The following is a 25505-nucleotide window of genomic DNA, read 5'->3' as shown; positions in this document are numbered from 1 at the left end:
CATCCTGGCACCGCGTCCGTCCGCTCCGCGCCGCCGCTCGTGAATGCCGGATGAACGGGGCCGGGGGAGGCCCTGTGGAGGAGTGCCGGCTCAGCGCAGCGGCGCGGCGCGCTGCAGGTACTGCACGTCGACGGAGGCGTCCGTGAACCCGAGCGAGCGGTAGAGCGCCACCGCCGACCGGTTCTCGGCCTCGACGTAGAGGTCGGCCGCGGTGCAGCCGCGCTCGAGCATCCGCGCGAGCCCGGCGTTCAGCAGGGTGCGGCCGAGTCCCCGTCCGGCCGCCTCGGGGGCGACCCCGAGGACGTAGATCTCGCCGGTCGTCGATCCGGGCTCGATCTTCAGCCAGTCGTAGCCGAGGAGCGTGCCGTCGGCGTCGCGGAGCAGGAGGAAGTCGCCCTCGTCGAACCACGGCTCGGCGCGGCGGGCCGCCAGGTCCTCCTCCGTCATCCGCCCCTGCTCGGGGTGCGCGGCGAAGATCCGCGCGTTCAGGGCGATCCACTCGGCCGGAGCGAGGTCGCGGGCGTCCGAGAGGACGACGCCCTCGGGGATGCGGACCTCGGGGGCGTCGAGCGGCTCGAGCTCGAGGTGCAGGAGGGTGCGGACCGGTGCGAAGCCGTGGGAGGCCGCGAGGGCCCGGGCGGCGGGGTGGTCGCCGTGCGCCCAGGCGAGCAGGCCCGTCCGGCCGCTCGCGAGGACCTGCTCCAGGGTCGCGGTGCCGAAGCCGACCCCGCGCCACTCCGGATCGACGACGAACTCCAGCTCGCCCTGCCCGAGGATCGCCGCCGCCACGACCACGTCCGCGCGCAGCCCCACGAGGAGGGTGCGCGAGCCGGCCCGGGCGTCGACGAGCGTCTGGTCGCTGAAGGGGGGCTGGTGGTCGAACCAGGCGGCGCGCCCGATCAGGTGCTCGAGGCCGGCCGCCACCGCGGGATCGGCCAGGTCCTCAACGGACAGGTTGAGCGACTCGCTCATTGTCCTCTTCGTACACGTTGAAGCGGTATCCGACGTTGCGGACCGTGCCGATCAGCGACTCCAGGTCGCCGAGCTTCGCGCGGAGGCGCCGCACGTGCACGTCGACCGTGCGGGTGCCGCCGAAGTAGTCGTAGCCCCACACCTCGCTCAGCAGCTGCTCGCGGGTGAAGACGCGCGAGGGGTGCGTGGCGAAGAAGCGGAGGAGCTCGAACTCCTTGAAGGTGAGGTCGAGCGGGCGCCCGTGCACCTTGGCGGAGTAGCTGGCCTCGTCGATCACGACGCCCGAGGCCTGGATGCGCGAGGTCGACTGCTCCTGCGCCAGCCGGCCGATCACCAGGCGGATGCGGGCGTCGACCTCGGCGGGGCCGGCCGAGTCGAGGATGACGTCGTTGACGCCCCAGTCGGCCGAGACGGCCGTGAGCCCGCCCTCCGTGAGGATCAGGATGAGGGGGACGTTGATGCCCGTGGTCGTGAGGATCTTGCAGAGCGACTTGGCGCTGGCGAGGTCCTGCCGCGCGTCGACCAGGATCAGATCGCAGCTCGGGGCGTTCACGAGCTGGGCGGGCTCCGCGGGGATCTGCCGGGTCCGGTGGCTGAGGAGCCCCAGTGCGGGGAGCACCTCGGCGCCTCCCGCCGAGGTCAGTATCAACAACTGCGCCACGGATCCTCCAGAACTGGTCTGCCCGCAATACTAGCGGCGGGCCGGGAGGGGCGTCCGCCTGGGGCACAATTGTCGGATGGGCAGGGATCGGGTGGGCATCGGAGTCGTCTGGGCGCTCGCACTCGCGGGCTCCGTGCTGACTCTGGCGATCGCCGCTCCGGAGTCCCGGCAGCTCTGGCTCGCGCTGACGTTCGGCGGATGCGTGCTCGCGACCTTCGCGGTGCAGCTCGCCGTGGCCCGCGCCGAGGGGTACCTCCTCCGCGCGATGACGAGCATCGTCGGGGCGATGGCCGTGGTCGCGGTCGCGAGCGGGATCGCCCTCCTCCTCCCCGCCTGAGCGGTCGCGCCCTCCCGTCCCGAGCGCCCGGATCCGCACCGCTTGAGCGGTCGCGTCCGCCCCGCCCCTGCGTCGGAGGCGGCGGGTAGGATGAGCGCATGCTTCTCGCGCTGGAACTCTTCTACCTCGGTCTGCTCGGGCTCGCCTCCCTCGCCATCGCGTGGGTCTCCGGCGTGGTCGTCTACAAGCTCTACCGCGGCCAGCGCTAGCCGCCGCCGGAGCCCGAGTGATCTCGCTTCCGTCGGGCCTGCCGCCCGAGCTCGTCCCCCTGTCCTGGCTGCTCGGCGTCTGGGAGGGCTCGGGCGTCATCGACTACACGATCGGCGACGACTCCGTCCAGGCCGAGTTCGGCCATCGCATCAGCTTCAGCTACGACGGCCTCCCGTACCTCAACTACAACTCCTACACGTGGCTGATCGAGGAGGGCGCCGAGGAGGCGCCCCGGCCGCTGGTCACCGAGACCGGCTACTGGCGCCTCAGCCGCGCTCTGACCGACTCCGACGCCGGCCCGGGAATGCTGCCCGGCCGCGGCGCACCCGCCTTCCCCGACGCGGAGTCCGTCGAGACGCTGCGCAACGCCGCCGGCGGCTTCGACATCGAGGTCTCGCTCGTGCACCCGGACGGGGTCAGCGAGCTCTACCTCGGCCAGGTCAGGGGGCCGCGGATCGACCTCGCGACCGACGCGGTGATGCGCACCGCCGCGGCGAAGGACTACGCCGCCGCCACCCGCCTCTACGGCCTGGTCGACGACCACCTGCTGTGGGCGTGGGACATCGCCGCGCTCGGCCAGGGCCTGCGGACCCACTCCTCCGGACGGCTCGCCCGTGTCGACTGACGCGCTCTCCCCGCTCCTGGCCGCCCCGGGCGCCGTCGCCACGACGAGCGCCGCCGAGCCCGGCGTCGCCGCGCACTACGGCGAGCCCTTCCGCGAGCAGCGCGCTCTCGCCGCGGGCACCGCGCTCGTCGACCTCTCCGGCCGCGGCGTCGTGACCGTCACGGGGCCGGACCGCCTCACCTGGATCGACTCGCTCACCAGCCAGGCCGTCTCGCGCCTCGCTCCCGGCGCGTCCGCCGAGACGCTCCTGCTCGACCCGACCGGCCGGATCGAGTACGTCATCCGCCTCGTCGACGACGGCGAGACCGCCTGGCTCCTGCTCGACCGCGACGAGACGGCCGGCCTGGCCGCCTGGCTCGACCGGATGCGCTTCATGCTCCGCGTCGAGGTCGCCGACCGCACCGACGACTTCGCGACCCTCGCCGCCCTCGGCGACGGGCCGGCCCTGACGCTCGCCCTGTCCCTGGCCGAGGAGCCCGTCGTCTGGAGCGACCCGTGGTCGCAGGTCCAGCCGGGCGGCTGGCAGTACGCGCTGACCACAGAGCACCCCGGGGCCTCCTGGGAGCTCCGCGAGGTCCTGGTCCCGCGAGCGGCCCTCGAGGCCCTCGCGGAGACGGCCGTCGGGGTGGGAGTGGCCCTCGCCGGGGTCGACGCCCTCGAGGCCCTGCGCATCGCCGCCTGGCGCCCGCGCCACGCGACCGAGGTCGACGAGCGGTCCATCCCGCACGAGCTCGACCTCCTCCGCTCGAGCGTGCACCTCGCCAAGGGCTGCTACCGGGGCCAGGAGACGGTGGCGAAGGTGCACAATCTCGGCCACCCGCCGCGGCGCCTGGTCCTGCTGCAGCTCGACGGCTCCGACTCGGTCCTCCCCGCCCACGGCGACATCGTCACGGCGCTCAAGGGCGGCGAGCCGGTCGAGGTCGGCACGGTCACCTCGAGCGCCTGGCACTACGAGGACGGACCGGTCGCTCTCGCGGTCGTCAAGCGGAGCGTCCCGGTGGACCTCGAGCTGACCGTGCTGGCCGGCGACTCGCGCGTGGCCGCGGCCCAGGAGGTCGTGGTCCCGCCGGGAGCCGGAGCGGAGGCGGGAGTGCCCCGCCTGCCCCGCCTCGGGGCGACGACCAGGTAGGCCACGCCGTGGTGGCCGCACGTCCCGCCGAGCGGGGCCGGGCGGCCGAGCGGCTGCGCGGTCTCGTCCGGGCCCCCGAGCTGAGTCCCGCGCGCGCCCTCGCCCGCGCGGGGGCGTCGCTCCCCGCAGTGCTGCAGATCGTGCTCGCGGCGACCCTCGCCTACTCCGTCGCGCACTTCCTCCTCGGGCACCCCGCGCCGGTGCTGGCGCTGACGGCCACGATCTCGAGCCTCGGCATCGCGCGCGACACCCGTCCCAAGCAGGTGGCCGAGACAGCGACGGGGATGCTCATCGGCATCACGGCCAGCGAGGTCCTGCTCCTGCTGTGGGGGAGCGGCGTCTGGCAGCTCGCCGTCGTCCTCGCGATCGTCTTCACGCTCGGCCGGGCCCTCTCGCCCTCGCCGGGGTTCGCCGTGGCCGCCGGGACCCAGGCGATGCTGGTGATGGTCCTCCCTGCGCCGGACGGAGGCGTCTTCACCCGGAGCGTCGACGGCCTGATCGGCGGGCTCGCGGCGCTGCTCTGCACGGCGATCGTGCCCCGCCCGCCGCTGCGCACGGCGCGGGCCGAGGCGCATCGGCTCCTCACCGCGCTCAGCCGGACCGTGGAGGAGCTGGCCGAGGCGCTCCGCCGGGGCGACTCCTCGGCGTCCACCGCAGCCCTCGAGCGGATCCGCGGGACGCAGCCGGTCATCGACGGCTGGACCGCGGCGCTCGACTCCGCTACCGGCGTCGCCCGGATCTCGCCGTTCGTCCGTCGGCACCGCGGCGAGCTCTCCCGCCAGGCCGTGATGCTGTCCGCGCTGGATCTCGCGACCCGGAACCTGCGCATCGTCGCGCGCCGCACCGACTTCCTCGTCGGGGACGGCGCCCCGCGGCCGGCGCTCGCCGGAGCGGTCGCCGCCCTCGGCCCGGGTATCGCGCTGCTCGGCCGCGCGGTCGCCGATCCTTCGGTGCTCGCCCTGGCGCGTCAGGACCTCGTGCTGCTCGCGACCACGCTCGACCCCCAGCGGCTGATCCCGGAGGCGCGCCTCGCCGAGAAGACGGTGCTCGTCCTGCTCCGCCCGCTCGTCGTCGACCTGCTCACGGCGACCGGCGCCGCTCCCGCCGAGGCTCGGGCCGCCCTGCCCCCGCTCGCCTAGGGCTCAGGAGGTCCGGTGCTCAGGCCCGGCGCTCAGGCCCGGCGCTCAGGAGGAGGGGGCGACCGCCTCCCACGCGACCGTCACCTCGCCCAGGCGCCAGCGCCGCGGCCCGCCGAGGACCGGCCACTCCGGCCGGAGGTCCCGGACCGTCGCGATCCACCGCTGACCCGGACTGTAGACGGCGAGAGGGGCGTTCAGCGTCCACGCCCGCTCGAGGGAGGAGAGGAAGGCGTGCACGCCCTCGCCGGGCACGTTGCGGTGGATGAGGGCCTTCGGCAGGCGCTCGGCCGCCGTCATCGGCGAGGGGATCGCCGCGAGCCGGAGCGAGAGGGTCAGCGAGCGCGGGCCCTCCCGGCCGACCTCGATCCAGGTGCAGATGCGGCCGATCTCGTCGCAGGTGCCCTCGACCAGGACGCCGTCGGGCTGCAGACGGTCCGTCATCGTCGCCCAGGCTCTATGAACCGCGTCCTCGTCGTACTGGCGGAGCACGTTGAAGGCGCGGATGACGCCTGCCCGCCGCCCCGCGGGCAGGGGCACCTCGAAGCCGCCGCGCTCGAAGCGCACGCGCGCGTCCGCGGGGAACGGCGTGCCGCCCTCCCTCACCCGGGCGAGCTGGCGCCGAGCGGTGTCGACCCGTGCGGGCTCGATCTCGAGGCCGAGCACCTCGACGTCGGGCGCGGCCCGGACGAGCCGGCGGTGCAGCTCGAGCGTGGTGACCGCGCTCGCCCCGAAGCCGAGATCGACGACGAGCGGGGAGGCGGTGCTGCGCAGGACGGGCAGCTCGGCGAGCCGGCGGTCGACCCGGCGGAGGCGGTTCGTGCCCGTCGTTCCGCGGGTGACGGCTCCGATGGGCATGCTCTCCAGCGTATCCGCGGGTGAGGGGGCCGCCTCTAAGCTGGACGCATGTCCGAGACCTACACCCTCATCCTCGTGCGCCACGGCAACAGCGAGTGGAACCAGAAGAACCTGTTCACCGGCTGGGTCGACGTGCGCCTGACCGAGCAGGGAGTCGCGGAGGCCACCCGTGCCGGCGAGCTGCTGACCGAGGCGGGCCTGCACCCCGACATCGTCTACACGTCGCGCCAGACGCGTGCGATCCAGACCGCCAACATCGCCCTCGAGGTCGCCGACCGCCTGTGGATCGACGTCAAGCGCTCCTGGCGCCTCAACGAGCGCCACTACGGCGCCCTGCAGGGCAAGGACAAGGCGCAGACCCTCGCCGAGTACGGCCCCGAGCAGTTCCAGACCTGGCGCCGCTCCTTCGACGTGCCGCCGCCCCCGCTCGACGACGACGACCAGTACTCGCAGGCGCACGACGAGCGCTACGCCGACCTCGGCGACGCACTGCCCCGCACCGAGTCGCTGAAGCTCGTGATCGAGCGGATGCTTCCGTACTGGGAGTCCGACATCAAGCCGGACCTCGCCTCGGGCAAGACCGTCATGATCACCGCGCACGGCAACTCCCTCCGCGCGCTGGTGAAGACGCTCGACGGCATCTCGGACTCGGACATCGCGGAGCTCAACATCCCGACCGGGATCCCGCTCGTCTACGAGCTGAACGAGGACTTCGAGCCCATCGGCGAGGCGCGCTACCTCGACCCCGAGGCCGCGGCCGCCGGTGCCGCCGCCGTCGCCGCCCAGGGCGCCAAGAAGTAGCACCGCCCCGAACGCGCGAACGGCCCGCCCGAGTCCTCGACTCCGGCGGGCCGTTCCCGTAGCCCCGGAGGCGGAGCGCACGGACACGTCCGGCCCGCAGGAGACGCTCGTTCCTGCGGGCCGGACGGTGAGACGGGCTGGAGCCCGAGGTGTCGACTAGGAGTAGTCGCCCGAGATCAGGTACTGGACCTTCTTGGCGATCGACACGGCGTGGTCGGCGAAGCGCTCGTGGTAGCGGCTGGCGAGGGTCGCGTCGACGGTGTCGGCGGCCTGGCCCTTCCACGCCTCGCTGAGCACCTTGTCGAAGACGCTGACGTGCAGCTCGTCGATCTTGTCGTCCTCGTCGCGGATCTCCTCGGCGATGCGCGGGTCCTGCGAGCGGAGCAGGTCGGTCAGCTTGTGCGCGACGACCACGTCGAGGCGGCCCATCTCGACGAACGTCGGACGCAGGCTCTTGGGGACCACCTTGTCGGGGAAGCGGTAGCGCGAGAGCTGGGCGATGTGCTCGGCGATGTCGCCCATCCGCTCGAGCGACGCGCTGATGCGCAGCGCCGAGACGACGATCCGCAGGTCGCGGGCGACCGGGTTCTGCCGGGCGAGGATGTCGATCGCGAGCTCGTCGAGGCTGATGGCCAGCTCGTCGATGCGCGCGTCGCTCGCGATGACCTCCTCCGCGAGGGTGACGTCGGAGTGGTTGAACGCCTGGGTCGCCTTCTCGATGGCGATCTCGACGAGTCCGGAGATCTCGACGAGTCGTTCCTGGACCTCGGCCAGCTCCTGCTGGAAAACTTCGCGCATCTGTGTTCGACCCTCTCTACGGCGCGCGCGGACGACGGCGCCGGATCTGCGGCGAGCACCTCGCACGCCGCTGCGACTGCACTCCGTGGGCGCAGGCGCAGTCATGATGACCACGGCAGGTTAACGGACGGTGCCGGGCGTTTGAACAGTACTCGACCCCCGGAGGATCGACGGGCGTCCGGTAGGGGGACGCCCGGTGGATGGTTAGCCTGGGTCCGTGGATTCGGGCTTGATCGTGGTTCTGTCACTCGTTCTCGGTGTCGCGATCGGGATCCTTCTGACGACCGTGCTCACGCTCGCCGCCCGCCAGGGCCGCATCGCGCAGGACGTGATCTCGGTCGGGCTCCCCGAGGGGATCGAGGCGATCATCGACGCCGTCGGCTCGCCCGCCTTCGTGACCGACCCGTCGCACAACGTGCTCAAGGCGTCCACCCGCGCCGTCGCGCTCGGCCTGGTCTCGCAGGACACGCTGCTCCACCCCGACCTCGCCGCCATCGTCGACCGCGTCCGCCGCTTCGGCGACGACATCGTCCAGGACCTCGAGCTCGCGACCAGCCCGCTCTCCGACGCCGCCGTGACGCTCGTCGTCCACGCGACCCGCCTGGGCTCCCGCTACGTCCTCGTCATCGCCGAGGACCACACCGAGGCGCGCCGGCTCGAGGCCGTCCGCCGGGACTTCGTCGCCAACATCTCCCACGAGCTGAAGACCCCGATCGGCGCCGTCGGCCTGCTCGCCGAGGCCCTCGACTCCGCCGCCGACGACCCCCAGCAGGTGCGCCGCTTCGCGCACCGGCTGACCCAGGAGTCGCACCGCCTCGCGAAGATCACCCGCGAGATCATCGAGCTCTCCCGGCTCCAGGCCGCCGACGTCGCCGGCTCCGCCGAGATCATCCGCGTCGACGACGTCGTCACGGCGGCGCTCGAGACCACCCACGTCATGGCGGAGTCGCACGACGTCACCCTGGTCAAGGGCGGGATGAAGAAGGCCTACGTCGTGGGGCAGGAGAAGATGCTCGTCTCGGCGCTGCACAACCTCCTCGCCAACGCCATCCAGTACTCGCCCGCCGGCTCCCGCGTGGGCATCGGCGTCCGCTCCACCGGCGGAGTCGTCGAGATCGCCGTCACCGACCAGGGCATCGGCATCCCGGAGGAGGACCTCGACCGGGTGTTCGAGCGCTTCTACCGCGTCGACCAGGCCCGCTCCCGCCACACCGGCGGCACCGGCCTCGGCCTCAGCATCGTCAAGCACGCCGTGCAGAACCACGGCGGCGACGTCCGCGTCTGGTCCAAGCCCGGCCGCGGCTCCACCTTCACCATCCGGCTCCCCGAAGCCGACCCCGCCCGGACGCCCTTCGCGGCGACCGCCCCGATAGGAGAACACGCGTGACCAGCATCCTGCTCGTCGAGGACGAGAGCGCCCTCAGCGAGCCCCTCAGCTACCTGCTCGAACGCGAGGGCTACGACGTCACCGTCGCCGAGGACGGCAACCGCGCCGTCGCCGCCTTCGACGAGGGCGACTACGACCTGATCCTCCTCGACCTCATGCTGCCCGGCATGCCCGGCACCGAGGTCTGCCGCGAGATCCGCACCCGCTCCTCCGTCCCGATCATCATGGTCACCGCCAAGGACTCCGAAGTGGACATCGTCGTCGGCCTGGAGCTCGGCGCGGACGACTACGTCACCAAGCCCTACTCCACCCGCGAACTGCTCGCCCGCATCCGCGCCGTCCTCCGACGCCGCACCGAGGAGCCCGGCGAGGAGCGGATCGTCGTCGCCGGCCCCGTCCGCATGGACATCGAACGCCACACGGTCGAAGTCGACGGCGTCGAGACCCCGATGCCCCTCAAGGAGTTCGAGCTCCTCGAGATGCTCCTCCGCAACGCGGGCCGCGTCCTCACCCGCGGCCAGCTCATCGACCGCGTCTGGGGCAGCGACTACTTCGGCGACACGAAGACCCTCGACGTCCACGTCAAGCGCATCCGCTCCAAGATCGAGAAGACGCCGAAGGAACCGGTGCTCCTGGTTACTGTCCGCGGCCTCGGCTACCGCTTCGACGCTTGATCGCGGGCCCTGGCGGGGCGATCTGCGGCGTTGTCGTCGGTTGCGATACCGCTGGTATCGCGCCCTCCTCCGCCTTGCAGCTCACCCCGCCAGGACCCGCGATCAACCCTGTGCTGGAGGGGTGCGGGGCGGGGCCGTCGCTGCGCGACGAGCCGGGCGGGGGCGTCGCTCAGGGCGTGGTGCTCGAGTGGTCGGCGGAGTCGGTGTATCGAGACGCGCGCAGCCGGACGTCGCGCGAATAGTGGTCGAGTGGCCGACGGAGTCGGCGGATCGTGACCTGCGGGGACGACGAAGGGCCGCCCACCGGGGTGGACGGCCCTCGAGGGCGGAGGGGGCTACTCCGCGGTGGGAGCGTCGACGCCGGGCTCGGCGGTGGGAGTGGGGAGCGCGGTCCGGGCGGGGTCGGCCGTCGGGGTGACGGTCGGCGTCGCGGAGGGAGCGGGAGTCAGCGTCGAGTAGGCCTCGAGGGCGTTCGTCAGGACGGGGACGAGGAGCTCCTTGCCCTGCTCGGAGCCGTACTGGAAGTAGACGGGGAGCAGGCCGCCGGGAATGGTGTCGATGTCGTCCATCTGGACGGCCTCGGTGCTGTCGGGGCGGACCTCGGTGCGGCCGGGGACGGCGTCGACGGTGTCGCTGGTGCGGCCCGCGGAGCCCTCGTACTGCACCTCGACGCTCAGCGCCTCATCGGTGGAGTTCACGAGCGTCACGATCAGAGTGCCGGCCTCGCCGTCGTCCGAGACGATCATCGCGTTGCGGATGGCGAGATCGCCGATCGTCGCGCCGACTCCGTCGCTCGGGTCGTAGATCTTGCGCGTCGCCTGCGGGGCGACGAGGTTGCAGCCGGCGGTAGCGAGGGCGACGCCGACCGCGAGAACGACGGATGCAGCGATACGCGCCTTCACAGGAACCTCCAGATCGTCGGCCCCGCTCGCCCCGGACAGGGCGACTTCACTGTGCACGAGCCGACACCAGGCTAGCGTAGCGAGCACCGCGGCTCCGCCCGTCCGGACTCCCGTCCCGCTCGGCGCGCATGGTAATCTTTCCGCCGCTGAAAGGACGTCGCATGCAGTTCGAGGTCGGAGAGACGGTCGTCTACCCCCATCACGGAGCCGCCACGATCGCCGAGGTGAAGACCCGGACGATCAAGGGCCAGGAGAAGACGTACCTGAAGCTCCGCGTCGCGCAGGGCGACCTCGTCATCGAGGTGCCCGCCGACAACGTCGACCTGGTCGGCGTCCGCGACGTCATCGGCCGCGATGGCGTCGAGCGCGTGTTCGAGGTCCTGCGCGCCGAGGTCGTCGAGGAGCCGACCAACTGGTCGCGCCGCTACAAGGCCAACCTCGAGAAGCTCGGGTCCGGAGACGTCGTCAAGGTCTCCGAGGTCGTCCGCGACCTCACCCGCCGCGACCGCGACCGCGGCCTCTCGGCGGGGGAGAAGAGCATGCTCGCCAAGGCCCGCCAGATCCTCGTCTCCGAGCTCGCCCTGGCCGAGAAGACCGACGAGGACGCCGCCTCCGTGCTCCTCGACGAGGTCCTCGCATCCTGAACGGTCCGGCCGGCGCGCCGACCGCGGCCGTCGTCGTCGTCGCCGCCGGCAGCGGCACGAGGCTCGGCCGCGAGCGCCCCAAGGCCTACGTCGACTGCGCGGGGAGGACGATCCTCGAGCGCAGCCTGCGCACGGTGCTGCTGCTCGCGGAGCCGGTCCAGATCGTCGTCGTGGCTCCCGCCGCCCTCCTCGAGGAGACGGCCGCTCTGACGCACGCCGCCGGAGCCCCGGACGGCTCCGTCAGCGTCGTCGCCGGAGGCGCCAGCCGCCAGGAGTCGGTCGCTCGAGGGCTCCGGGCGCTCGGTCCGGCCGTCGAGACGGTGCTCGTGCACGACGCCGCCCGCGCCCTCACGCCCGTCGACCAGTTCGAGCGGGTGATCGCGGCGGTCCGGGAGACGCGCGGCGGAGTGATCCCGGGTCTGCCGGTCACCGACACGATCAAGCGCATCCGCGCCGACGGCGGGATCCTCGGCACAGTGGACCGCTCCGAGCTCGCCGCGGTGCAGACGCCGCAGGGCTTCCCGCGCGCGCTCCTCGACGAGGCCTACGCCTCGGCGGAGGAGGACTTCACCGACGACGCGGCGCTCCTCGCCTCGCGCGGCGGTCCCTCGATCGTCGTCGCCGGCGACCCGCTCGCCTTCAAGATCACCACCCCCTGGGACCTGGCCCGCGCCGAGCAGGTGCTCGCACCGCCGCCCGTCGTCGTCGTGCCGCGCGTCGGCATCGGCACGGACGTGCACGCGTTCGACGACGCGTCGCCGCTCTGGCTCGCCGGGCTGCACTGGCCGGGGGAGCGGGGCCTGTCCGGGCACAGCGACGGCGACCCGGTCGCCCACGCGATCTGCGACGCGCTCCTGGCGGCGGCGGGTCTCGGCGATATCGGCTCCCGCTTCGGCACGGCCGACCCGCGCTTCGCGGACGCCCACGGCGAGGTCTTCCTCCGCGCGACCCGCGAGCTGGTGGAGGCCGCCGGCTTCGCCATCGGCAACGTCTCGGTGCAGCTCATCGGCAACCGCCCGAAGTTCTCGCCGCGGCGCGAGGAGGCGCAGAGGCTGCTCTCGGAGCTGCTCGGCGCACCGGTCAGCGTCGCCGCCACCACCTCGGACGCGCTGGGCTTCACCGGCCGGGGCGAGGGGGTCGCCGCGACCGCGACGGCACTCGTCCTCCCCACCCCCGCTATCACCCGTTAGTCCCCGGGCGGAGCCGCCGACCCGGCCGGGAGCGGTCCGCCCGGTAAACTCGCCCGCGTGACTCTGCGACTGCATGACTCGAAGGCCCAGGCCCTCGTCGATTTCGTCCCCCTCCGCGAGAACGAGGTCGGGATGTACGTCTGCGGACCCACCGTTCAGTCCTCGCCCCACATCGGGCACCTGCGCTCCGCCCTCGCCTACGACCAGCTGCGCCGCTGGCTGGCGTACCGCGGCTTCCAGGTCACCCTGGTGCGCAACGTCACCGACATCGACGACAAGATCCTCGCCATCGCCGAGGACGCGCGGCGTCGGGTGCCCGAGGGCGCGCCGGTCGAGCAGTGGTGGGCGCTCGCCTACCGCGTCGAGCTCGAGTTCACCGCCGCGTACACGGCCCTCGGCATCCTCCCGCCGACCTACGAGCCGCGCGCGACCGCGAGCATCGCCGAGATGATCACGCTCATCCAGGCCCTGATCGAGCGCGGTCACGCCTACCCGGCGCCCGACGACTCCGGCGACGTCTACTTCGACACGCGGTCCTGGCCGGACTACGGCTCGCTCACCCACCAGCGCCTCGAGAGCATGGAGGCGGCGACCGACGCCGACCCGCGCGGCAAGCGCGACCCGCACGACTTCGCTCTCTGGAAGGGCGCCAAGCCGGAGGAGCCCGAGTCGGCCGCCTGGGCCTCGCCGTGGGGCGCCGGGCGCCCCGGCTGGCACATCGAGTGCTCCGCGATGTCGACGAAGTACCTCGGCACCCAGTTCGACATCCACGGCGGCGGGCTCGACCTGCGCTTCCCCCACCACGAGAACGAGCTCGCCCAGTCCAGCGCCGCCGGCCACGCCTTCGCCAGCTACTGGCTGCACAACGGCCTCGTGTCCGTCACCGGCCAGAAGATGAGCAAGTCGCTCGGCAACTCGGTGTTCGCCTCCGAGCTGCTCGAAGCGGCCCGCCCGCTCGTCGTCCGCTACTACCTCGGCTCGGCCCACTACCGCTCCACCCTCGAGTTCCACGACGGGGCCCTCGAGGAGGCCGAAGCGGCGCTGGAGCGGATCGAGGGCTTCCTCGAGCGCTCCCGCCGCCGCCTCGACGGCACGCGGTTCGCAGCGCTCGGCGAGCCGGTGGTCCCGGAGGAGTTCGCCGAGGCGATGGACGACGACCTGTCCGTCCCGCAGGCCATCGGCGTCCTGCACGAGACCGTGCGCGCCGGCAACGCCGCCCTCGACGCCGAGGACCTCGGCTCCGTCTCGGCCCTGCGCACCCAGGTGCTCGCGATGGCGGCCGTGCTCGGCATCGACCCGGAGGCGCCCGAGTGGGCGCGCTCCGACGACGAACCCTCGTACCGCGCGCTCAGCGTGCTGGTCGACCGCCTGGTCGCCGAACGCCAGACCGCGCGCGAGCAGCGCGACTGGGCGAGCGCCGACCGCATCCGAACCGATCTCGCCGCGGCGGGAATCACGATCGAAGACACCCAGACGGGTGCGCATTGGAGTCTCGATGGCGAATAAGCCCGGCCGCCCCGGAGCGGTCCGAAAGAAGAGCAAGGGCAAGGCCGTCGGTTCCGGCGGTCAGGGCCGTCAGGCCCTCGAGGGCAAGAAGCCCACGCCCAAGGCCGAGGACCGGCCCTACCACCCCGCAGGCAAGGCGAAGCTCGCGCGCGAGCGCTTCGTCGCCGCAGGCGGCAAGGGCCGCCCCGGCGGAGCCCTCTCCGCGGCCGCCCGCGGACAGGGGCGCCCCGCTCCGTCGCGCAAGCCCAAGAGCGGCGACGACTTCGAGATGGTGACGGGCCGGAACTCGGTCCTCGAGGCGCTGCGCGCCAGCATCCCGGCCACCACCCTCTACCTCGCGACCCGCATCGAGATGGACGACCGGGTCAAGGAGGCGCTCAAGATCGCCACCGCCCGCGGCCTTCCCGTGCTCGAGGTCATGCGCCCGGAGCTCGACCGCCTCGCCGGCCCCGACTCCGTGCACCAGGGCCTCGTGCTGAAGGTGCCGCCCTACGAGTACGCCCACCCGAGCGACCTGCTCGAGCGCAGCGTCTCCCGCGGAGCGGTCCCCCTCCTCGTCGCCCTCGACGGCATCACCGACCCGCGCAACCTCGGAGCGATCATCCGCTCCGTCGCCGCGTTCGGCGGACAGGGCGTCATCGTCCCGCAGCGCCGCTCCGTGGGCCTCAACTCCGCCGCCTGGAAGACCTCCGCCGGAGCCGCCGCACGCATCCCCGTCGCGATGGCGTCCAACCTCACCGCCATTATCAAGGACTTCAAGCGCGCAGGCGTCTTCGTCATCGGACTCGACGGCGACGGCGACGTGATGCTCCCCGGCCTCGAACTCGCCGACCGGCCGCTCCTCGTCGTCGTCGGCAGCGAGGGCAAGGGCCTCTCCCGCCTCGTCACCGAGCAGTGCGACGCCGTCGTCTCCATCCCGATCAGCTCCGCCACCGAATCCCTGAACGCCGGGATCGCGGCGTCGGTCGCGCTCTACGAGATCTCCAAACTCCGCTCCGCCTCCGAGTAGCGCGGGCACCGGCACGGCGATCTGCGGCGTTGTCGTCGGGCGCGATACCGCCGGTATCGCTTCCTCCTCCGCCTTGCAGCTCACCGCGCCGGCACCCGCGCTACGGGTCTGGATGTCAGGGGCGCCGCCTGCGGCGAGCGGAGCGGAGCGCCGCCTGCGGCGAGCGGACCGAGGGCGCCGCCTGCGGCGAGCGAGCCGGGGGGATGCGGAGAGGGCCCGTGCTGACAGCACGGGCCCTCTTGCGGTGGTGGGGTCAGACGTTCTTGGTCCAGTCGACGTCGGCGTCCTCGTCGGTGAGCTCGGCGTCGCCGGACTCGTCGAGGACGAGGTTCGGGAGGGTCAGCGCCTCGGTGGGAGGAGCGATGACCGTCGCCTCGTCGCGGCGGTGACGCAGGATGTCGTTCACGTAGGCGGTGACCGCCTCCGCCAGGGGGACGTCGCGCGCCTGCTGCTGCGACATGAACCAGCGGTGCTCGAGCAGCTGGTGGAACATCTCGGCCGGCTCCAGGCGGCCCTTGAGATCGCGGGGGATCGAGCGGATGACCGGCTCGAACACCTGCGCCAGCCACTCGTGCGCCACCATCTCCTCGTCCAGGCCCTGCTTGTCGTAGGTCGCCGTGTACGAGTCGAGGTCGTTGAGCAGGCGTCGCGCCTGGTTCTCCTGCGCGTCCAGCCCGGTGAGACGGAGCAGCCGCCGCTGGTGGTGGCCGGCGTCGACCACCTTCGGCTGGATCCGCACCGTGGACCCGGCCTCGTCGGTCTTGATCGCGAGCTCCTCGATGTCGAAGCCCAGCTCGTTCAGCCGGTTCACGCGGTCGTTGATCCGCCAGCGCTCCGAGGTCGCGAACGACTCGGCACCGGTCAGCTCCTTCCAGAGGCTGCGGTACGCCGCGACGATGCCGTCGGAGACCGTGATCGGGTCGAGGTCGTCGTCGACGCGACCGCCGGCCTCGAGGTCGAGCAGCTCGCCGGCGATGTTGACGCGGGCGATCTCCAGATCGTTCTCGCGCTGGCCGTTCGAGAGGCCGCCCGAGTAGAGCTGCCCCGTCTCCGCATCGACCAGGTAGGCGGCGAAGGCGCCGGCATCGCGCCGGAAGAGAGTGTTCGAGAGCGAGACGTCGCCCCAGAAGAAGCCGATCACGTGCAGGCGGACCAGGAGGAGCGCCAGCGCGTCGACCAGACGGGTCGCCGTGTCCGGCCGCAGCGTCTGCGAGAAGAGCGCCCGGTAGGGGAGCGAGAACTTGAGGTGACGGGTGACGAGCACGGCGGGCAGGGCCTCGCCCTCGTCGTCGGTGCGGTTCGTGATCACCGCGCCCGGAACCACGCACGGCACGTCGAGGCGCTGCAGCGTCTTCAGCATCTCGTACTCGCGCCGCGACATCTCGGCGGTCGTCTCCTTGACGGCGACGACGTGTCCGGAGAGGTGGGCGAAGCGGACCGTGTGCCGCGAGATGCCCTTCGGCAGGGCGGCGATGTACTCGTCGGGCCAGTCGTCGAGCCGCAGGTTCCACGGCAGGTCGAGCAGGGCCGGGTCGACGGTGGCCGAGGTGATGTTCAGGGAGCCGGACATGGTGCGCCGTTCGTGTCGCGTGTCGGACGGTGGGGGAGCCGCAGACGACGCTGCCGCCGCCCTGGAGGGGACGGCGGCAGCGTGCGGTGCAGGAGGAGGCTCAGGAGAGGCGCTCGCCCGACTCCGCGTCGAAGATGTGCACGCGGTGGTTCGCGGTCACGTACACGCGGTCGCCCGCGGTCGGGTGCACGCGGCCGTCGACGCGCGCGACGATGTCGGTGCGGCGGCCCTCGACCTCGGTGTGGCCGTAGAGGTAGCCGTCCGAGCCGAGCTCCTCGATGAGGTCGACTTCGATCGGCAGTCCGCCGGGCTGGGTCGAGACGGTGACGTCCTCGGGGCGCACGCCGAGCGTGACGACCTTCTGGCTCGTCTTCGCGAGCGCCTCGCGGGCGATCGGGAGGACGGTGTCGCCGAACTTGACGCCGCCGTCGGTGACGTCCGCGTGGAACAGGTTCATCGCGGGCGAGCCGATGAAGCCGGCCACGAAGACGTTGTTCGGGTTCTCGTACAGGTCGCGGGGCGAGCCGACCTGCTGGAGGAGGCCGTCCTTGAGGACCGCGATGCGGTCGCCCATGGTGAGCGCCTCGGTCTGGTCGTGGGTGACGTAGACCGTGGTGATGCCCAGGCGGCGCTGCAGCGTGCCGATCTGGGTGCGGGTGGACACGCGGAGCTTGGCGTCGAGGTTCGACAGCGGCTCGTCCATGAGGAAGACCTGGGGCTTGCGGACGATGGCGCGGCCCATCGCGACGCGCTGGCGCTGGCCACCGGAGAGCGCCTTCGGCTTGCGGTTCAGGTAGGGCTCGAGGTCGAGCATCTTCGCGGCCTCGAGGACCCGCGCGGCGCGCTCGTCCTTGTTGACGCCGGCGATCTTGAGCGCGAAGCCCATGTTCTCGGCGACCGACATGTGCGGGTACAGCGCGTAGTTCTGGAAGACCATCGCGATGTCGCGGTCCTTCGGCGGCACGTCCGTGACGTTGCGGTCGCCGATGAGGATGCGGCCCTCGTTGACCTCTTCGAGGCCGGCGAGCATGCGCAGGGAGGTGGACTTGCCGCAGCCGGAGGGGCCGACGAGGACGAGGAACTCGCCGTCGCCCACCTCGAGGTTGAGCTTGTCGACGGAGGCGCGAGTGGCCCCGGGGTAGACGCGGGACGCGTGGTCGAAAGTTACGGACGCCATTGTTCTTGCTCCTTCACCGGCAGGTACGTGCCGGACGATCCGAGTGAATGGAAGTGATGGTCATCATCGCGTGGGCGACTCCGACCAACCGTCACAGTATGCCACAGGGCCGACAGTCGTCGGTCGGGCACCGCGTATCCGTCGTTTGGAGGTTTCCCAGGGCTCGCGCGTAGGATTCCGGCGAGTCGCGCCCGGCGACCCCCTTCTTCCCCCTCTCTCATTCGGAGCGTTCTTGTCATGACCACCGGCGGAGCCAACGACCGTCTCTCGAAGAACCAGCGACGAGAGGCCGCCCGAGAGAAGGCGCGCCGCCTGCGTGAGCAGCAGAAGCGCCGCGACCGCGTGAGCCGCTTCGCCCTGCAGGGCGGGCTCGCCGCCGTCGTGATCGCGGTCGTCGTGATCGTGGTCTTCGCCGTCACCTCGAGCATCCGCCCCGCGGGTCCGGGCCCGGCGAACATGGCGAGCGACGGTGTCGTCATCGGCGAGAACATGGTCGCGCAGACGAGCGGCGCCCTCGCCGCCGACGGGACGCCCACCCCCAGCGCGCTCGACACCTCGGCCGGCACGGTCGACATCCGGGTCTACCTCGACTACCTCTGCCCCTACTGCGGCCAGTTCGAGAAGACCAACGGCGACCAGATCAAGGAGTGGGTGACCAGCGGTGCCGCGACGGTCGAGATCCACCCGATCGCCATCCTCACGACCCGCTCCAACGGCACCAAGTACTCGGAGCGCTCGGCCAACGCCGCCGCGTGCGTCGCGGACCGCTCGCCCGACTCGTTCTTCGACTTCAACTCCCTGCTGTTCGCCAGCCAGCCGGCGGAGGGGACCGACGGACTCTCGGACGACCAGTTGAAGGACTACGCCTCGCAGGCCGGCGTCGAGGACACGGCCGCCGTGAACACCTGCATCGACGACCTGAGCTTCGTGAGCTGGGTCCGCGCCGCGACCGAGCGCGCCACCTCGGGTCCGCTGCCCGGCACGGACGTGCCCGCCGTCACGGGCACCCCGACCGTCCTGGTCAACGGCGAGGCGTACTCGGGCTCGCTGACCGACCCGGACGCCTTCAGCTCCTTCGTGCTCTCGGCCGCTGCCGACTCCTACTCGTCGGCGACTCCCGCGCCCACCTCCTCCGAGACCCCGGCGCCGAGCGACACGCCCGCCTCGACCGAGGCCCCCGCGTCGACCGAGACGCCCGCGTCGACCGAGACCCCCGCTCCCGGCGACGCCCCGGTCTCCACCGAGGCTCCGGCCTCCTCCGAGCCGACTACGGCCGCCGCGGGCTGAGCCGCGGACGCGCAGGAGCCCCGCGCATGAAGAAGGCCCCGACCGCACACAGCGGTCGGGGCCTTCCTCTCTCCTGAGCCGACGACGGGACTTGAACCCGTAACCGCCCGATTACAAGTCGGGTGCGCTACCAATTGCGCCACGTCGGCAGGTGCGCTCGCGCGCCCGGCCACCCTATCGCGGGCCCCGGATCCGGCCGGATCGGGGCCCGCCGCGTCTCACGGTTCGAGGATGCTGAGGTGCCGCTCGGCGGGAGCGGGACGCTTGGGGCCGCCGATCTTCCCGTCGGGACGGCCGACGTAGAGCCAGCCGAGCAGCTCCTCGCCCTTCTCGAGGCGATGCGCCTTCCGCACGGCCTTGTCGCGCGTGTAGGAGCCGGTGCGCCAGAAGACACCCCAGCCCGCCTCGTCGAGCAGCAGGCTCAGGAGGTGGGCGACGCCCGAGGCGACGGCCTCCTGCTCCCAGGCCGGCACCTTCGACTTCTTGACGCTGACCACGACGGCCAGCAGCAGGGAGGCGCGGTGCGTCTTCTCGATGTACTTCCGCGGGTCCTTCTTCGCCCCCGAGGCGACCGCGAAGCTGCGGCCGACCCGGTCGCGGGCGGCGCCGCGGATCTCGATGACCCGCCACGGGCGCAGCGAGCTGTGATCGGCGAGACGCGACGCCGCCGAGACGAACGCCGCGATCTCGTCGTGCCCCGGAGCCTCCGGCGTCACCTTCGAGCGCGATCGGCGCGCGAGGACGGCCTCGAGCACGGGGGAGGAGGACACGGTCACTCGCCCTCGGCCTGGAAGTTCAGGGCGATCGAGTTCATGCAGTAGCGGTCGCCGGTGGGCGTGCCGAAGCCGTCGGGGAAGACGTGTCCCAGGTGGGATCCGCAGTTCGCGCAGCGGACCTCGGTGCGGACCATGCCGAGGGTGCTGTCCTCGATCAGCTGGACCGCGTCCGGGTTCACGGACTCGTAGAAGCTCGGCCAGCCGCAGCCGGAGTCGAACTTGGTGCCGCTCTTGAAGAGCTCGGCGCTGCAGGCGGCACACGTGTAGAGGCCGGAGCGGTGCTCGTCGAGCAGCTCGCCGGTCCACGGGCGCTCGGTGGCCGCTTCGCGCAGGACCGCGTACTGGTCGCGGTCGAGCTCCTCGCGCCACTCGGCGTCGGACTTGTTCACGGAATACGACGACATGGGTCTCCCTCGGAATCCTCGTCAGTGTACGGGGGCGGTCGCGCCCCTCCACCTGGTCCAACCCCCGGGGCGACGGCTCCATTCCGCCTCCGCGGGCTGTGGAGGAGACTCCCCGCCTCCATGCCGCGACGCGGTCACGAGGTGTTCGGAGCGCCTCCCCGGCGGCGGCCGTGGGCCTGCCTACCCTGGAGGGATGAGCAGGACGACGGACCCGAGACCGGGCACCGGTCTGTCCGAGCGCGAGCTGCGGGTGCTCGCCTTCGAGCGCGAGTGGACGGCCCGCTCCGGGGACAAGGACGACGCGATCCGCTCCCAGTTCGGACTGTCGGCCGCCCGCTACTATCAGGTGCTCAGCGCGGTGCTCGCCTCTCCGGCCGCCCTCGCGCACGACCCGATGCTCGTCACGCGGCTGCAGCGCATCCGCGACCAGCGCGCCGGCGCCCGCGCCTCGCGACGCCTCGGGCGCCTCGAGTAGACGAGCTGCTCGAGTCCACCAACGGAAGGCCGGCCGTACCCCCGATGTCGAACACGCACCCGAGAGACCGCTTCGACGAGGTCCCGGCGACGGAGGCGCGCGTCGGCGCCCACCGCCGGCCGCCGGCCCCTCACGCCCGCGCGGTCGCCCTCGCCTGGGCCGCGCTCGCCACCGGGGTCATCGTCCTGCTCGGCTTCATCGGGCTGCTGGTCATCGACGACCGGGTGCAGTTCACGGACGTCTTCACTCCGCCGACCGCGACCGCGGAGGCGACCCCGACCGCCGCCGCGACGCTCGATCCCGATCTCGCCGTCGCCGTCCTCAACGGCACCGCCACCGTCGGACTCGCCGCCAGCGCCGGCGACGCCCTGACGACGGCCGGATGGAGCGTCCCGACCGTCGCGAACGCGAACACCGAGGACATCGCCGCCACGACCGTCTACTTCACCGACCCGGCGCTCGAGGGAGCGGCCCTCGGTCTCGTCGACTCGCTCGGAACGGGGACCGTCCTGTTCTCGCAGGACTTCGTCGAGACGGGCTCCGTCGTCGTGGTCCTGGGGGCCGATTACGCCTCCGAGCAGGGCTGATCGGGGCCCTCTGTTACGGGCACGTTTCCTCCGTGTTGAATCCCGGGCAACTCTTCCCCGCGAGGCCCTTTCCAGCCCCTCCCGGGGCCGATAGCCGGATTAGTATTCCTGACCAGGCACCAGCACATCGCTCGTGCCGCGGGCATCACAGCACTGGGGAGTACAGAGATGGCGAACGGAACCGTCAAGTGGTTCAACGCTGAGAAGGGCTACGGCTTCATCACGGTCGACGGCGGCGGACAGGACGTCTTCGTCCACTACTCCGCGATCGACATGTCGGGGTACAAGGTCCTCGAGGAGGGGCAGCAGGTCGCGTTCGAGGTCGGCACGGGGTCGAAGGGCCCCCAGGCCGAATCGGTCCGCCCGGCCTAACCGCCGAGCCTCCCGGGAGCCGTCGTCCGCCTCGTGCGGGCGGCGGCTCCTTCGTGTCGGAGCGCGTGCCGGTCGCTTGCACTCGTCCACCGCGAGTGCCAGAATCGACCTTGGCACTCGCTCCGGTCGAGTGCCAGCACAGACATTTCACGACGTCCGGGAGGGACGAGAAACACACATGGCCAAGATCATTGCTTTTGACGAAGAAGCCCGCCGCGGCCTCGAGCGTGGACTCAACACTCTGGCCGACGCGGTCAAGGTGACCCTCGGCCCGCGCGGCCGCAACGTCGTCCTCGAGAAGAAGTGGGGCGCTCCCACCATCACGAACGACGGCGTCTCCATCGCCAAGGAGATCGAGCTCGACGAGCCGTACGAGAAGATCGGCGCCGAGCTCGTCAAGGAGGTCGCCAAGAAGACCGACGACGTCGCCGGCGACGGAACCACCACCGCGACCGTCCTCGCTCAGGCGCTCGTCCGCGAGGGCCTGCGCAACGTCGCGGCCGGCGCCGACCCGATCAGCCTCAAGAAGGGCATTGAGAAGGCCGTCAAGGCCGTCACCGCCGAGCTCATCGCCGGCGCGAAGGCGATCGAGACCAAGGAGGAGATCGCGGCGACCGCCTCCATCTCCGCCGCGGACCCCGAGATCGGCGCGATCATCGCCGAGGCGATCGACAAGGTCGGCAAGGAGGGCGTCGTCACCGTCGAGGAGTCGAACACCTTCGGCACCGAGCTCGAGCTCACCGAGGGCATGCGCTTCGACAAGGGCTACCTGTCGCAGTACTTCGTGACCGACCCCGACCGCCAGGAGGCGGTGTTCGAGGACCCCTACATCCTCATCGTCAACTCCAAGGTCTCGAACATCAAGGACCTGCTCCCGGTCGTCGACAAGGTGATCCAGGCGGGCAAGCAGCTGCTGATCATCGCCGAGGACGTCGACGGCGAGGCGCTGGCGACCCTGGTCGTCAACAAGATCCGCGGCATCTTCAAGTCGGTCGCCGTCAAGGCCCCCGGCTTCGGCGACCGTCGCAAGGCGCAGCTCCAGGACATCGCGATCCTCACCGGCGGCCAGGTCATCTCCGAGGAGGTCGGACTCAAGCTCGAGAACGTCACCCTCGACCTGCTCGGCTCGGCCCGCAAGGTCGTCATCACCAAGGACGAGACCACGATCGTCGAGGGTGCCGGCGACGCCGAGGCCATCGCCGGCCGCGTCGCGCAGATCCGCGGCGAGATCGAGAACACCGACAGCGACTACGACCGCGAGAAGCTCCAGGAGCGCCTCGCGAAGCTCGCCGGCGGCGTCGCGGTCATCAAGGCCGGAGCGGCGACCGAGGTCGAGCTCAAGGAGCGCAAGCACCGCATCGAGGACGCCGTCCGCAACGCGAAGGCCGCCGTCGAGGAGGGCATCGTCGCCGGTGGTGGCGTCGCCCTCATCCAGGCCGGCAAGCTCGCCTTCGAGAAGCTCGAGCTCGTCGGAGACGAGGCGACCGGCGCGAACATCGTCAAGGTCGCCATCGACGCCCCGCTCAAGCAGATCGCCCTCAACGCGGGCATGGAGCCCGGCGTCGTCGCTGCGAAGGTCCGCGAGCTGCCCACCGGACACGGCCTCAACGCCGCGACCGGCGAGTACGTCGACCTCATCGCCGCGGGCATCATCGACCCGGTCAAGGTCACGCGCTCCGCTCTGCAGAACGCGGCGTCGATCGCCGGTCTCTTCCTCACCACGGAGGCCGTCGTCGCCGACAAGCCCGAGAAGAACCCGGTCGCCGCGGGCGGCGACCCCACCGGAGGCATGGACTTCTAGTCCGTCCCCCCACCACGCAGAAGGCGGTTCCCCTCCGGGGGAGCCGCCTTCGGCGTTTCCGGAGGCATCTGAGCGAGCAGCAGGCGACCGAACCGGCAGGTGGTTCTGAATCCGCTCCGCGACCACAACGGCGGTCCTCCTGCGGTGGCACCGCCCTCCGCGCCGCCTCGGTCTCCTCTGCGGACACCGGCACCAGAAGCGCGTGTGGTGCGCCGGTGCGGGTCGCGACGTACGGGGTCGGGGCGGAGATGTCGTCGGCCGAACGGATGCGGACGGCGAATCTGCAAGAGTCGGCGACGCGGCATCCGTCGAGCGTCGGGTGTCATCTCCAGCGGTCCGGGCGGGCTCGCCGCCCGTTGGTCCCCAAGAGGAGAGAGTGAGCCGTGCGCGGCCGTGCGCGCCGGGTGCGCGAGGTCACGGTCGCCCCGGGCCGATCGATCCGTGCCGCTCGCGGACGTCGACGGGAGAGCCCGGACCGAAGGGGCCCCCGACGAGGGACGGACCGCGGTGCGGATCAGACCGAGGCGGGGGAGGTCTCGCCGTTCTGGCCGACCGTCAACAGCGGCAGCGCGACGCGGAAGGTCGCGCCTCCGCCCGGCGTCTCGACGACGTCCACGCGGCCCTTGTGCGCGGCGACGATCGAGGACACGATCGCCAGTCCGAGGCCGCTGCCGCCGGTCTCGCGGGTCCGCGACGTGTCCGCGCGCCAGAAGCGCTGGAAGATCTTCTCGCGGATCTGCGGCGGGATGCCCTCGCCGTGATCGATGACCTCCAGCAGGGCGAGGCGGCGGGAGCGGTCGACGGCGACGCCGATCTCGATCGGAGTGTCCTCGGGCGTGTAGCGGACGGCGTTGCCGATCAGGTTCGTCAGGACCTGGCGGATCTTGTTCTCCTCCGCCATCACCATCGCCGGCACGCCCGGCTCCTCGGGGGCGGTGGCGGTGCCGGCGGCGATCTCCTCGGCGTTGACCCGGCGCGGACGCCGGCGGAATCGGGCGAGCCTCGCTCCTGCCGCGGCGATCGGGCCGGTGAGCCCGGGGTTCGTCAGCTCCATGGTCTGCGTGGCGGAGGCGCCGGCCTCGTCGGGCTCGAGCGCGGGCGTCTCCATGGGGGTGTCGTCGCGGGTCTCGACGCCGAAGTCGCGGTCGGGCCAGGAGGCCATCGCGTCCATCGCGGCGTCGCGGGCGAGCGGCATCAGATCGACGGGCGCGAGTGCGAGAGGCTTCGTCTCGTCGAGGCGGGCGAGTTCGAGGAGGTCCTCGACCAGGCCGCCCATCCGGATCGCCTCCTTCTCGATGCGCTCCATCGCCTGGCCGACGGCCTCGGGCGTCTGAAGAGCGCCCATCCGGTACAGCTCGGCGTAGCCGCGGACGGAGACCAGCGGCGTGCGCAGCTCGTGGCTGGCGTCGCCGACGAAGCGGCGCATCTGGTCGATCGTGCGGGCGCGGTCGCGGAAGGCGGAGTCGATCCGCCCGAGCATCGCGTTCAGGGAGCGGTTGAGGCGCCCGACCTCGGTGTTGGGCGTCGTGCCGTCCAGACGCTGGCTGAAGTCGCCGTCCGCGATGGCGGCAGCGGTCTGCTCGACCTCGCGCAGCGGGGCGAAGGTGGTGGTGACCAGCAGGCGGGTGAGGAGTGCGCCGATCACGACGATCGCGACTCCGAAGCCCAGGAAGATCGTGAGGTACGTCGTCATGATGACGTCGACGCTGCGGGTCGACACCGCGAGCAGGAGCGTCTGGTACTCGGTGCCCCTCGTGAACACCGTCGACATGACGTGGTACTCGACCTTGCCGTTCGAGCTCCAGATCTCCATCGGCTTGTCGCCGCCCTGCAGCGCCTGCTCGAGGGTGAAGGTCTGCGGGAAGGCGGGGTCGGCCGCGCCGGACGCGTTCGTGTTGTCGAGCGTGCCGTACTGGTCGTAGACGGCGCCGAAATCGGCCTTGGACTCGTCGATCGCGGCCAAGTCGTTGACGGAGAGGTCGCTCGCCGTCCGCTGGACCTGGTCGGCCAGCTGCGCGTCGAGCTGGGCGACGAGCTGCGGCTTCAGCATCGTCATCGTCCCGATCCCGGAGACGAGGAGTCCCAGCGTGAGCAGGAGGACCGTGACCGCGGTGATCTTGGTGCGCAACGAGATGGAGTTCCACCGCTCGGCCAGACCCTGGTGCATGGCGGTGGAACTCCCTCGGGATCGGCGGGCGCCGCGCCTCCGGCGGGAGG

The 25505-nt window shown here is 71.8% G+C and carries 26 protein-coding genes and 1 tRNA gene; 16 read left to right on the top strand and 11 right to left on the bottom strand.

The window, feature by feature from the left end:
* Positions 1 to 90 precede the first annotated feature (90 nt).
* Positions 91 to 972 (bottom strand): mycothiol synthase, encoded by an 882-nt coding sequence (gene mshD, locus C5C55_RS10665; protein WP_104233896.1) that lies wholly within the window; start codon positions 970 to 972, stop codon positions 91 to 93.
* Complete coding sequence (locus C5C55_RS10660) at positions 944 to 1633, bottom strand: winged helix-turn-helix domain-containing protein (protein WP_104224700.1); 690 nt, start codon at positions 1631 to 1633, stop codon at positions 944 to 946. Before C5C55_RS10660 ends, mshD begins: the two co-directional genes overlap by 29 nt.
* 76 nt (positions 1634 to 1709) lie before the next feature.
* On the opposite strand from C5C55_RS10660, the gene C5C55_RS10655 reads away from it, so the two are divergent.
* The 4 genes from C5C55_RS10655 to C5C55_RS10640 all read left to right on the top strand — a co-directional run bounded on the left by C5C55_RS10655 (position 1710) and on the right by C5C55_RS10640 (position 5073).
* Positions 1710 to 1970, top strand: a complete 261-nt coding sequence (locus tag C5C55_RS10655; RefSeq protein WP_146076503.1) for a hypothetical protein — start codon at positions 1710 to 1712, stop codon at positions 1968 to 1970.
* A 226-nt stretch (positions 1971 to 2196) separates the two neighbouring features.
* Positions 2197 to 2805 carry an FABP family protein gene (locus C5C55_RS10650; RefSeq protein WP_104233895.1) on the top strand — a complete coding sequence of 203 codons (609 nt, stop codon included), beginning with the start codon at positions 2197 to 2199 and terminating at the stop codon, positions 2803 to 2805.
* A complete protein-coding gene (locus tag C5C55_RS10645; RefSeq protein ID WP_104233894.1) occupies positions 2795 to 3934 on the top strand; it encodes a folate-binding protein YgfZ in 1140 nt (379 codons plus the stop codon). The genes C5C55_RS10650 and C5C55_RS10645 overlap by 11 nt, the downstream gene beginning before the upstream one ends.
* 8 nt (positions 3935 to 3942) lie before the next feature.
* Complete coding sequence (locus tag C5C55_RS10640) at positions 3943 to 5073, top strand: aromatic acid exporter family protein (RefSeq protein WP_104233893.1); 1131 nt, start codon at positions 3943 to 3945, stop codon at positions 5071 to 5073.
* 45 nt (positions 5074 to 5118) lie between these two features.
* Here the strand turns inward: C5C55_RS10640 and C5C55_RS10635 are convergent, their stop codons facing one another.
* Positions 5119 to 5928, bottom strand: coding sequence for a class I SAM-dependent methyltransferase (locus C5C55_RS10635; RefSeq protein ID WP_104233892.1), 810 nt, complete (start codon positions 5926 to 5928; stop codon positions 5119 to 5121).
* 48 nt (positions 5929 to 5976) lie between these two features.
* Between C5C55_RS10635 and C5C55_RS10630 the strand changes: the two genes are divergently transcribed.
* The gene (locus C5C55_RS10630) at positions 5977 to 6729 is read left to right on the top strand and encodes a phosphoglyceromutase (protein WP_104224694.1); all 753 of its coding nucleotides are present in this window, start codon (positions 5977 to 5979) and stop codon (positions 6727 to 6729) included.
* Between the two features lie 156 nt (positions 6730 to 6885).
* On the opposite strand, the gene phoU is transcribed toward C5C55_RS10630, so the two are convergent.
* Positions 6886 to 7527: a phosphate signaling complex protein PhoU gene (phoU, locus tag C5C55_RS10625; RefSeq protein WP_104224693.1), complete on the bottom strand. Its 642-nt coding sequence runs from the start codon at positions 7525 to 7527 to the stop codon at positions 6886 to 6888.
* 217 nt (positions 7528 to 7744) lie between these two features.
* Between phoU and C5C55_RS10620 the strand changes: the two genes are divergently transcribed.
* Together C5C55_RS10620 and C5C55_RS10615 are read left to right on the top strand one after the other, a co-directional pair.
* Positions 7745 to 8914: a cell wall metabolism sensor histidine kinase WalK gene (locus C5C55_RS10620; RefSeq protein ID WP_104224692.1), complete on the top strand. Its 1170-nt coding sequence runs from the start codon at positions 7745 to 7747 to the stop codon at positions 8912 to 8914.
* Positions 8911 to 9588 carry a response regulator transcription factor gene (locus tag C5C55_RS10615; RefSeq protein ID WP_104227263.1) on the top strand — a complete coding sequence of 226 codons (678 nt, stop codon included), beginning with the start codon at positions 8911 to 8913 and terminating at the stop codon, positions 9586 to 9588. Before C5C55_RS10620 ends, C5C55_RS10615 begins: the two co-directional genes overlap by 4 nt.
* 335 nt (positions 9589 to 9923) lie before the next feature.
* On the opposite strand, the gene C5C55_RS10610 is transcribed toward C5C55_RS10615, so the two are convergent.
* A complete protein-coding gene (locus C5C55_RS10610) occupies positions 9924 to 10490 on the bottom strand; it encodes a hypothetical protein (RefSeq protein WP_104224588.1) in 567 nt (188 codons plus the stop codon).
* Between the two features lie 161 nt (positions 10491 to 10651).
* On the opposite strand from C5C55_RS10610, the gene C5C55_RS10605 reads away from it, so the two are divergent.
* The 4 genes from C5C55_RS10605 to rlmB are packed head-to-tail and all read left to right on the top strand — an operon-like array spanning position 10652 to position 14839.
* On the top strand, positions 10652 to 11134 hold the full coding sequence (locus C5C55_RS10605) for a CarD family transcriptional regulator (protein ID WP_104226484.1): 483 nt from the start codon (positions 10652 to 10654) through the stop codon (positions 11132 to 11134).
* The gene (gene ispD / locus C5C55_RS10600) at positions 11128 to 12324 is read left to right on the top strand and encodes a 2-C-methyl-D-erythritol 4-phosphate cytidylyltransferase (protein WP_104233914.1); all 1197 of its coding nucleotides are present in this window, start codon (positions 11128 to 11130) and stop codon (positions 12322 to 12324) included. Before C5C55_RS10605 ends, ispD begins: the two co-directional genes overlap by 7 nt.
* Before the next feature lie 57 nt (positions 12325 to 12381).
* Entirely contained in the window at positions 12382 to 13830 is a 1449-nt protein-coding gene (gene cysS, locus C5C55_RS10595; protein WP_104233891.1) for a cysteine--tRNA ligase, read from the top strand.
* Entirely contained in the window at positions 13820 to 14839 is a 1020-nt protein-coding gene (rlmB, locus tag C5C55_RS10590; protein ID WP_104233890.1) for a 23S rRNA (guanosine(2251)-2'-O)-methyltransferase RlmB, read from the top strand. The genes cysS and rlmB overlap by 11 nt, the downstream gene beginning before the upstream one ends.
* Before the next feature lie 253 nt (positions 14840 to 15092).
* On the opposite strand, the gene C5C55_RS10585 is transcribed toward rlmB, so the two are convergent.
* Together C5C55_RS10585 and C5C55_RS10580 are read right to left on the bottom strand one after the other, a co-directional pair.
* Complete coding sequence (locus tag C5C55_RS10585) at positions 15093 to 16409, bottom strand: DUF4032 domain-containing protein (protein WP_104226481.1); 1317 nt, start codon at positions 16407 to 16409, stop codon at positions 15093 to 15095.
* A gap of 100 nt (positions 16410 to 16509) precedes the next feature.
* Positions 16510 to 17586, bottom strand: a complete 1077-nt coding sequence (locus C5C55_RS10580; RefSeq protein WP_104224593.1) for an ABC transporter ATP-binding protein — start codon at positions 17584 to 17586, stop codon at positions 16510 to 16512.
* A gap of 237 nt (positions 17587 to 17823) precedes the next feature.
* Here C5C55_RS10580 and C5C55_RS10575 point away from each other — a divergent pair, with 237 nt between their 5' ends.
* Complete coding sequence (locus C5C55_RS10575) at positions 17824 to 18873, top strand: thioredoxin domain-containing protein (RefSeq protein WP_104233889.1); 1050 nt, start codon at positions 17824 to 17826, stop codon at positions 18871 to 18873.
* A gap of 76 nt (positions 18874 to 18949) precedes the next feature.
* Here C5C55_RS10575 and C5C55_RS10570 read toward each other — a convergent pair.
* The 3 genes from C5C55_RS10570 to msrB all read right to left on the bottom strand — a co-directional run bounded on the left by C5C55_RS10570 (position 18950) and on the right by msrB (position 20053).
* Positions 18950 to 19022 (bottom strand) — tRNA-Thr (locus C5C55_RS10570).
* A gap of 69 nt (positions 19023 to 19091) precedes the next feature.
* Complete coding sequence (locus C5C55_RS10565; protein ID WP_104226480.1) at positions 19092 to 19649, bottom strand: nitroreductase family protein; 558 nt, start codon at positions 19647 to 19649, stop codon at positions 19092 to 19094.
* Positions 19646 to 20053: a peptide-methionine (R)-S-oxide reductase MsrB gene (gene msrB, locus C5C55_RS10560; protein ID WP_104224596.1), complete on the bottom strand. Its 408-nt coding sequence runs from the start codon at positions 20051 to 20053 to the stop codon at positions 19646 to 19648. The genes C5C55_RS10565 and msrB overlap by 4 nt, the downstream gene beginning before the upstream one ends.
* Before the next feature lie 193 nt (positions 20054 to 20246).
* Here msrB and C5C55_RS10555 point away from each other — a divergent pair, with 193 nt between their 5' ends.
* From C5C55_RS10555 to groL, 4 genes are all read left to right on the top strand, one after another.
* Positions 20247 to 20528 carry a DUF3263 domain-containing protein gene (locus C5C55_RS10555; RefSeq protein ID WP_104224597.1) on the top strand — a complete coding sequence of 94 codons (282 nt, stop codon included), beginning with the start codon at positions 20247 to 20249 and terminating at the stop codon, positions 20526 to 20528.
* A gap of 44 nt (positions 20529 to 20572) precedes the next feature.
* Positions 20573 to 21115 (top strand): LytR C-terminal domain-containing protein, encoded by a 543-nt coding sequence (locus C5C55_RS10550; protein WP_104233888.1) that lies wholly within the window; start codon positions 20573 to 20575, stop codon positions 21113 to 21115.
* Positions 21116 to 21283: 168 nt separating this feature from the next.
* Positions 21284 to 21487: a cold-shock protein gene (locus C5C55_RS10545; protein ID WP_104224599.1), complete on the top strand. Its 204-nt coding sequence runs from the start codon at positions 21284 to 21286 to the stop codon at positions 21485 to 21487.
* A gap of 178 nt (positions 21488 to 21665) precedes the next feature.
* Entirely contained in the window at positions 21666 to 23288 is a 1623-nt protein-coding gene (groL, locus tag C5C55_RS10540; protein ID WP_104224600.1) for a chaperonin GroEL, read from the top strand.
* A 514-nt stretch (positions 23289 to 23802) separates the two neighbouring features.
* On the opposite strand, the gene C5C55_RS10535 is transcribed toward groL, so the two are convergent.
* The gene (locus C5C55_RS10535) at positions 23803 to 25455 is read right to left on the bottom strand and encodes a HAMP domain-containing sensor histidine kinase (RefSeq protein WP_104233887.1); all 1653 of its coding nucleotides are present in this window, start codon (positions 25453 to 25455) and stop codon (positions 23803 to 23805) included.
* Between the last annotated feature and the right edge of the window lie 50 nt (positions 25456 to 25505).

Source organism: Rathayibacter sp. AY1C2 (assembly GCF_002931195.1).
GTDB lineage: Bacteria > Actinomycetota > Actinomycetes > Actinomycetales > Microbacteriaceae > Rathayibacter.
This window is presented reverse-complemented; position numbering and strand designations above follow the sequence as displayed.

What these genes read in the sequence shown, in the direction of transcription:
- mshD (WP_104233896.1), bottom strand. Translation starts at nt 972, where the DNA reads ATGAGCGAGTCGCTCAACCTGTCCGTTGAGGACCTGGCCGATCCCGCG.
- C5C55_RS10655 (WP_146076503.1), top strand. Translation starts at nt 1,710, where the DNA reads ATGGGCAGGGATCGGGTGGGCATCGGAGTCGTCTGGGCGCTCGCACTC.
- C5C55_RS10635 (WP_104233892.1), bottom strand. Translation starts at nt 5,928, where the DNA reads ATGCCCATCGGAGCCGTCACCCGCGGAACGACGGGCACGAACCGCCTC.
- C5C55_RS10630 (WP_104224694.1), top strand. Translation starts at nt 5,977, where the DNA reads ATGTCCGAGACCTACACCCTCATCCTCGTGCGCCACGGCAACAGCGAG.
- phoU (WP_104224693.1), bottom strand. Translation starts at nt 7,527, where the DNA reads ATGCGCGAAGTTTTCCAGCAGGAGCTGGCCGAGGTCCAGGAACGACTC.
- C5C55_RS10605 (WP_104226484.1), top strand. Translation starts at nt 10,652, where the DNA reads ATGCAGTTCGAGGTCGGAGAGACGGTCGTCTACCCCCATCACGGAGCC.
- rlmB (WP_104233890.1), top strand. Translation starts at nt 13,820, where the DNA reads ATGGCGAATAAGCCCGGCCGCCCCGGAGCGGTCCGAAAGAAGAGCAAG.
- C5C55_RS10585 (WP_104226481.1), bottom strand. Translation starts at nt 16,409, where the DNA reads ATGTCCGGCTCCCTGAACATCACCTCGGCCACCGTCGACCCGGCCCTG.
- C5C55_RS10580 (WP_104224593.1), bottom strand. Translation starts at nt 17,586, where the DNA reads ATGGCGTCCGTAACTTTCGACCACGCGTCCCGCGTCTACCCCGGGGCC.
- C5C55_RS10575 (WP_104233889.1), top strand. Translation starts at nt 17,824, where the DNA reads ATGACCACCGGCGGAGCCAACGACCGTCTCTCGAAGAACCAGCGACGA.
- msrB (WP_104224596.1), bottom strand. Translation starts at nt 20,053, where the DNA reads ATGTCGTCGTATTCCGTGAACAAGTCCGACGCCGAGTGGCGCGAGGAG.
- C5C55_RS10555 (WP_104224597.1), top strand. Translation starts at nt 20,247, where the DNA reads ATGAGCAGGACGACGGACCCGAGACCGGGCACCGGTCTGTCCGAGCGC.
- C5C55_RS10550 (WP_104233888.1), top strand. Translation starts at nt 20,573, where the DNA reads ATGTCGAACACGCACCCGAGAGACCGCTTCGACGAGGTCCCGGCGACG.
- C5C55_RS10545 (WP_104224599.1), top strand. Translation starts at nt 21,284, where the DNA reads ATGGCGAACGGAACCGTCAAGTGGTTCAACGCTGAGAAGGGCTACGGC.
- groL (WP_104224600.1), top strand. Translation starts at nt 21,666, where the DNA reads ATGGCCAAGATCATTGCTTTTGACGAAGAAGCCCGCCGCGGCCTCGAG.
- C5C55_RS10535 (WP_104233887.1), bottom strand. Translation starts at nt 25,455, where the DNA reads ATGCACCAGGGTCTGGCCGAGCGGTGGAACTCCATCTCGTTGCGCACC.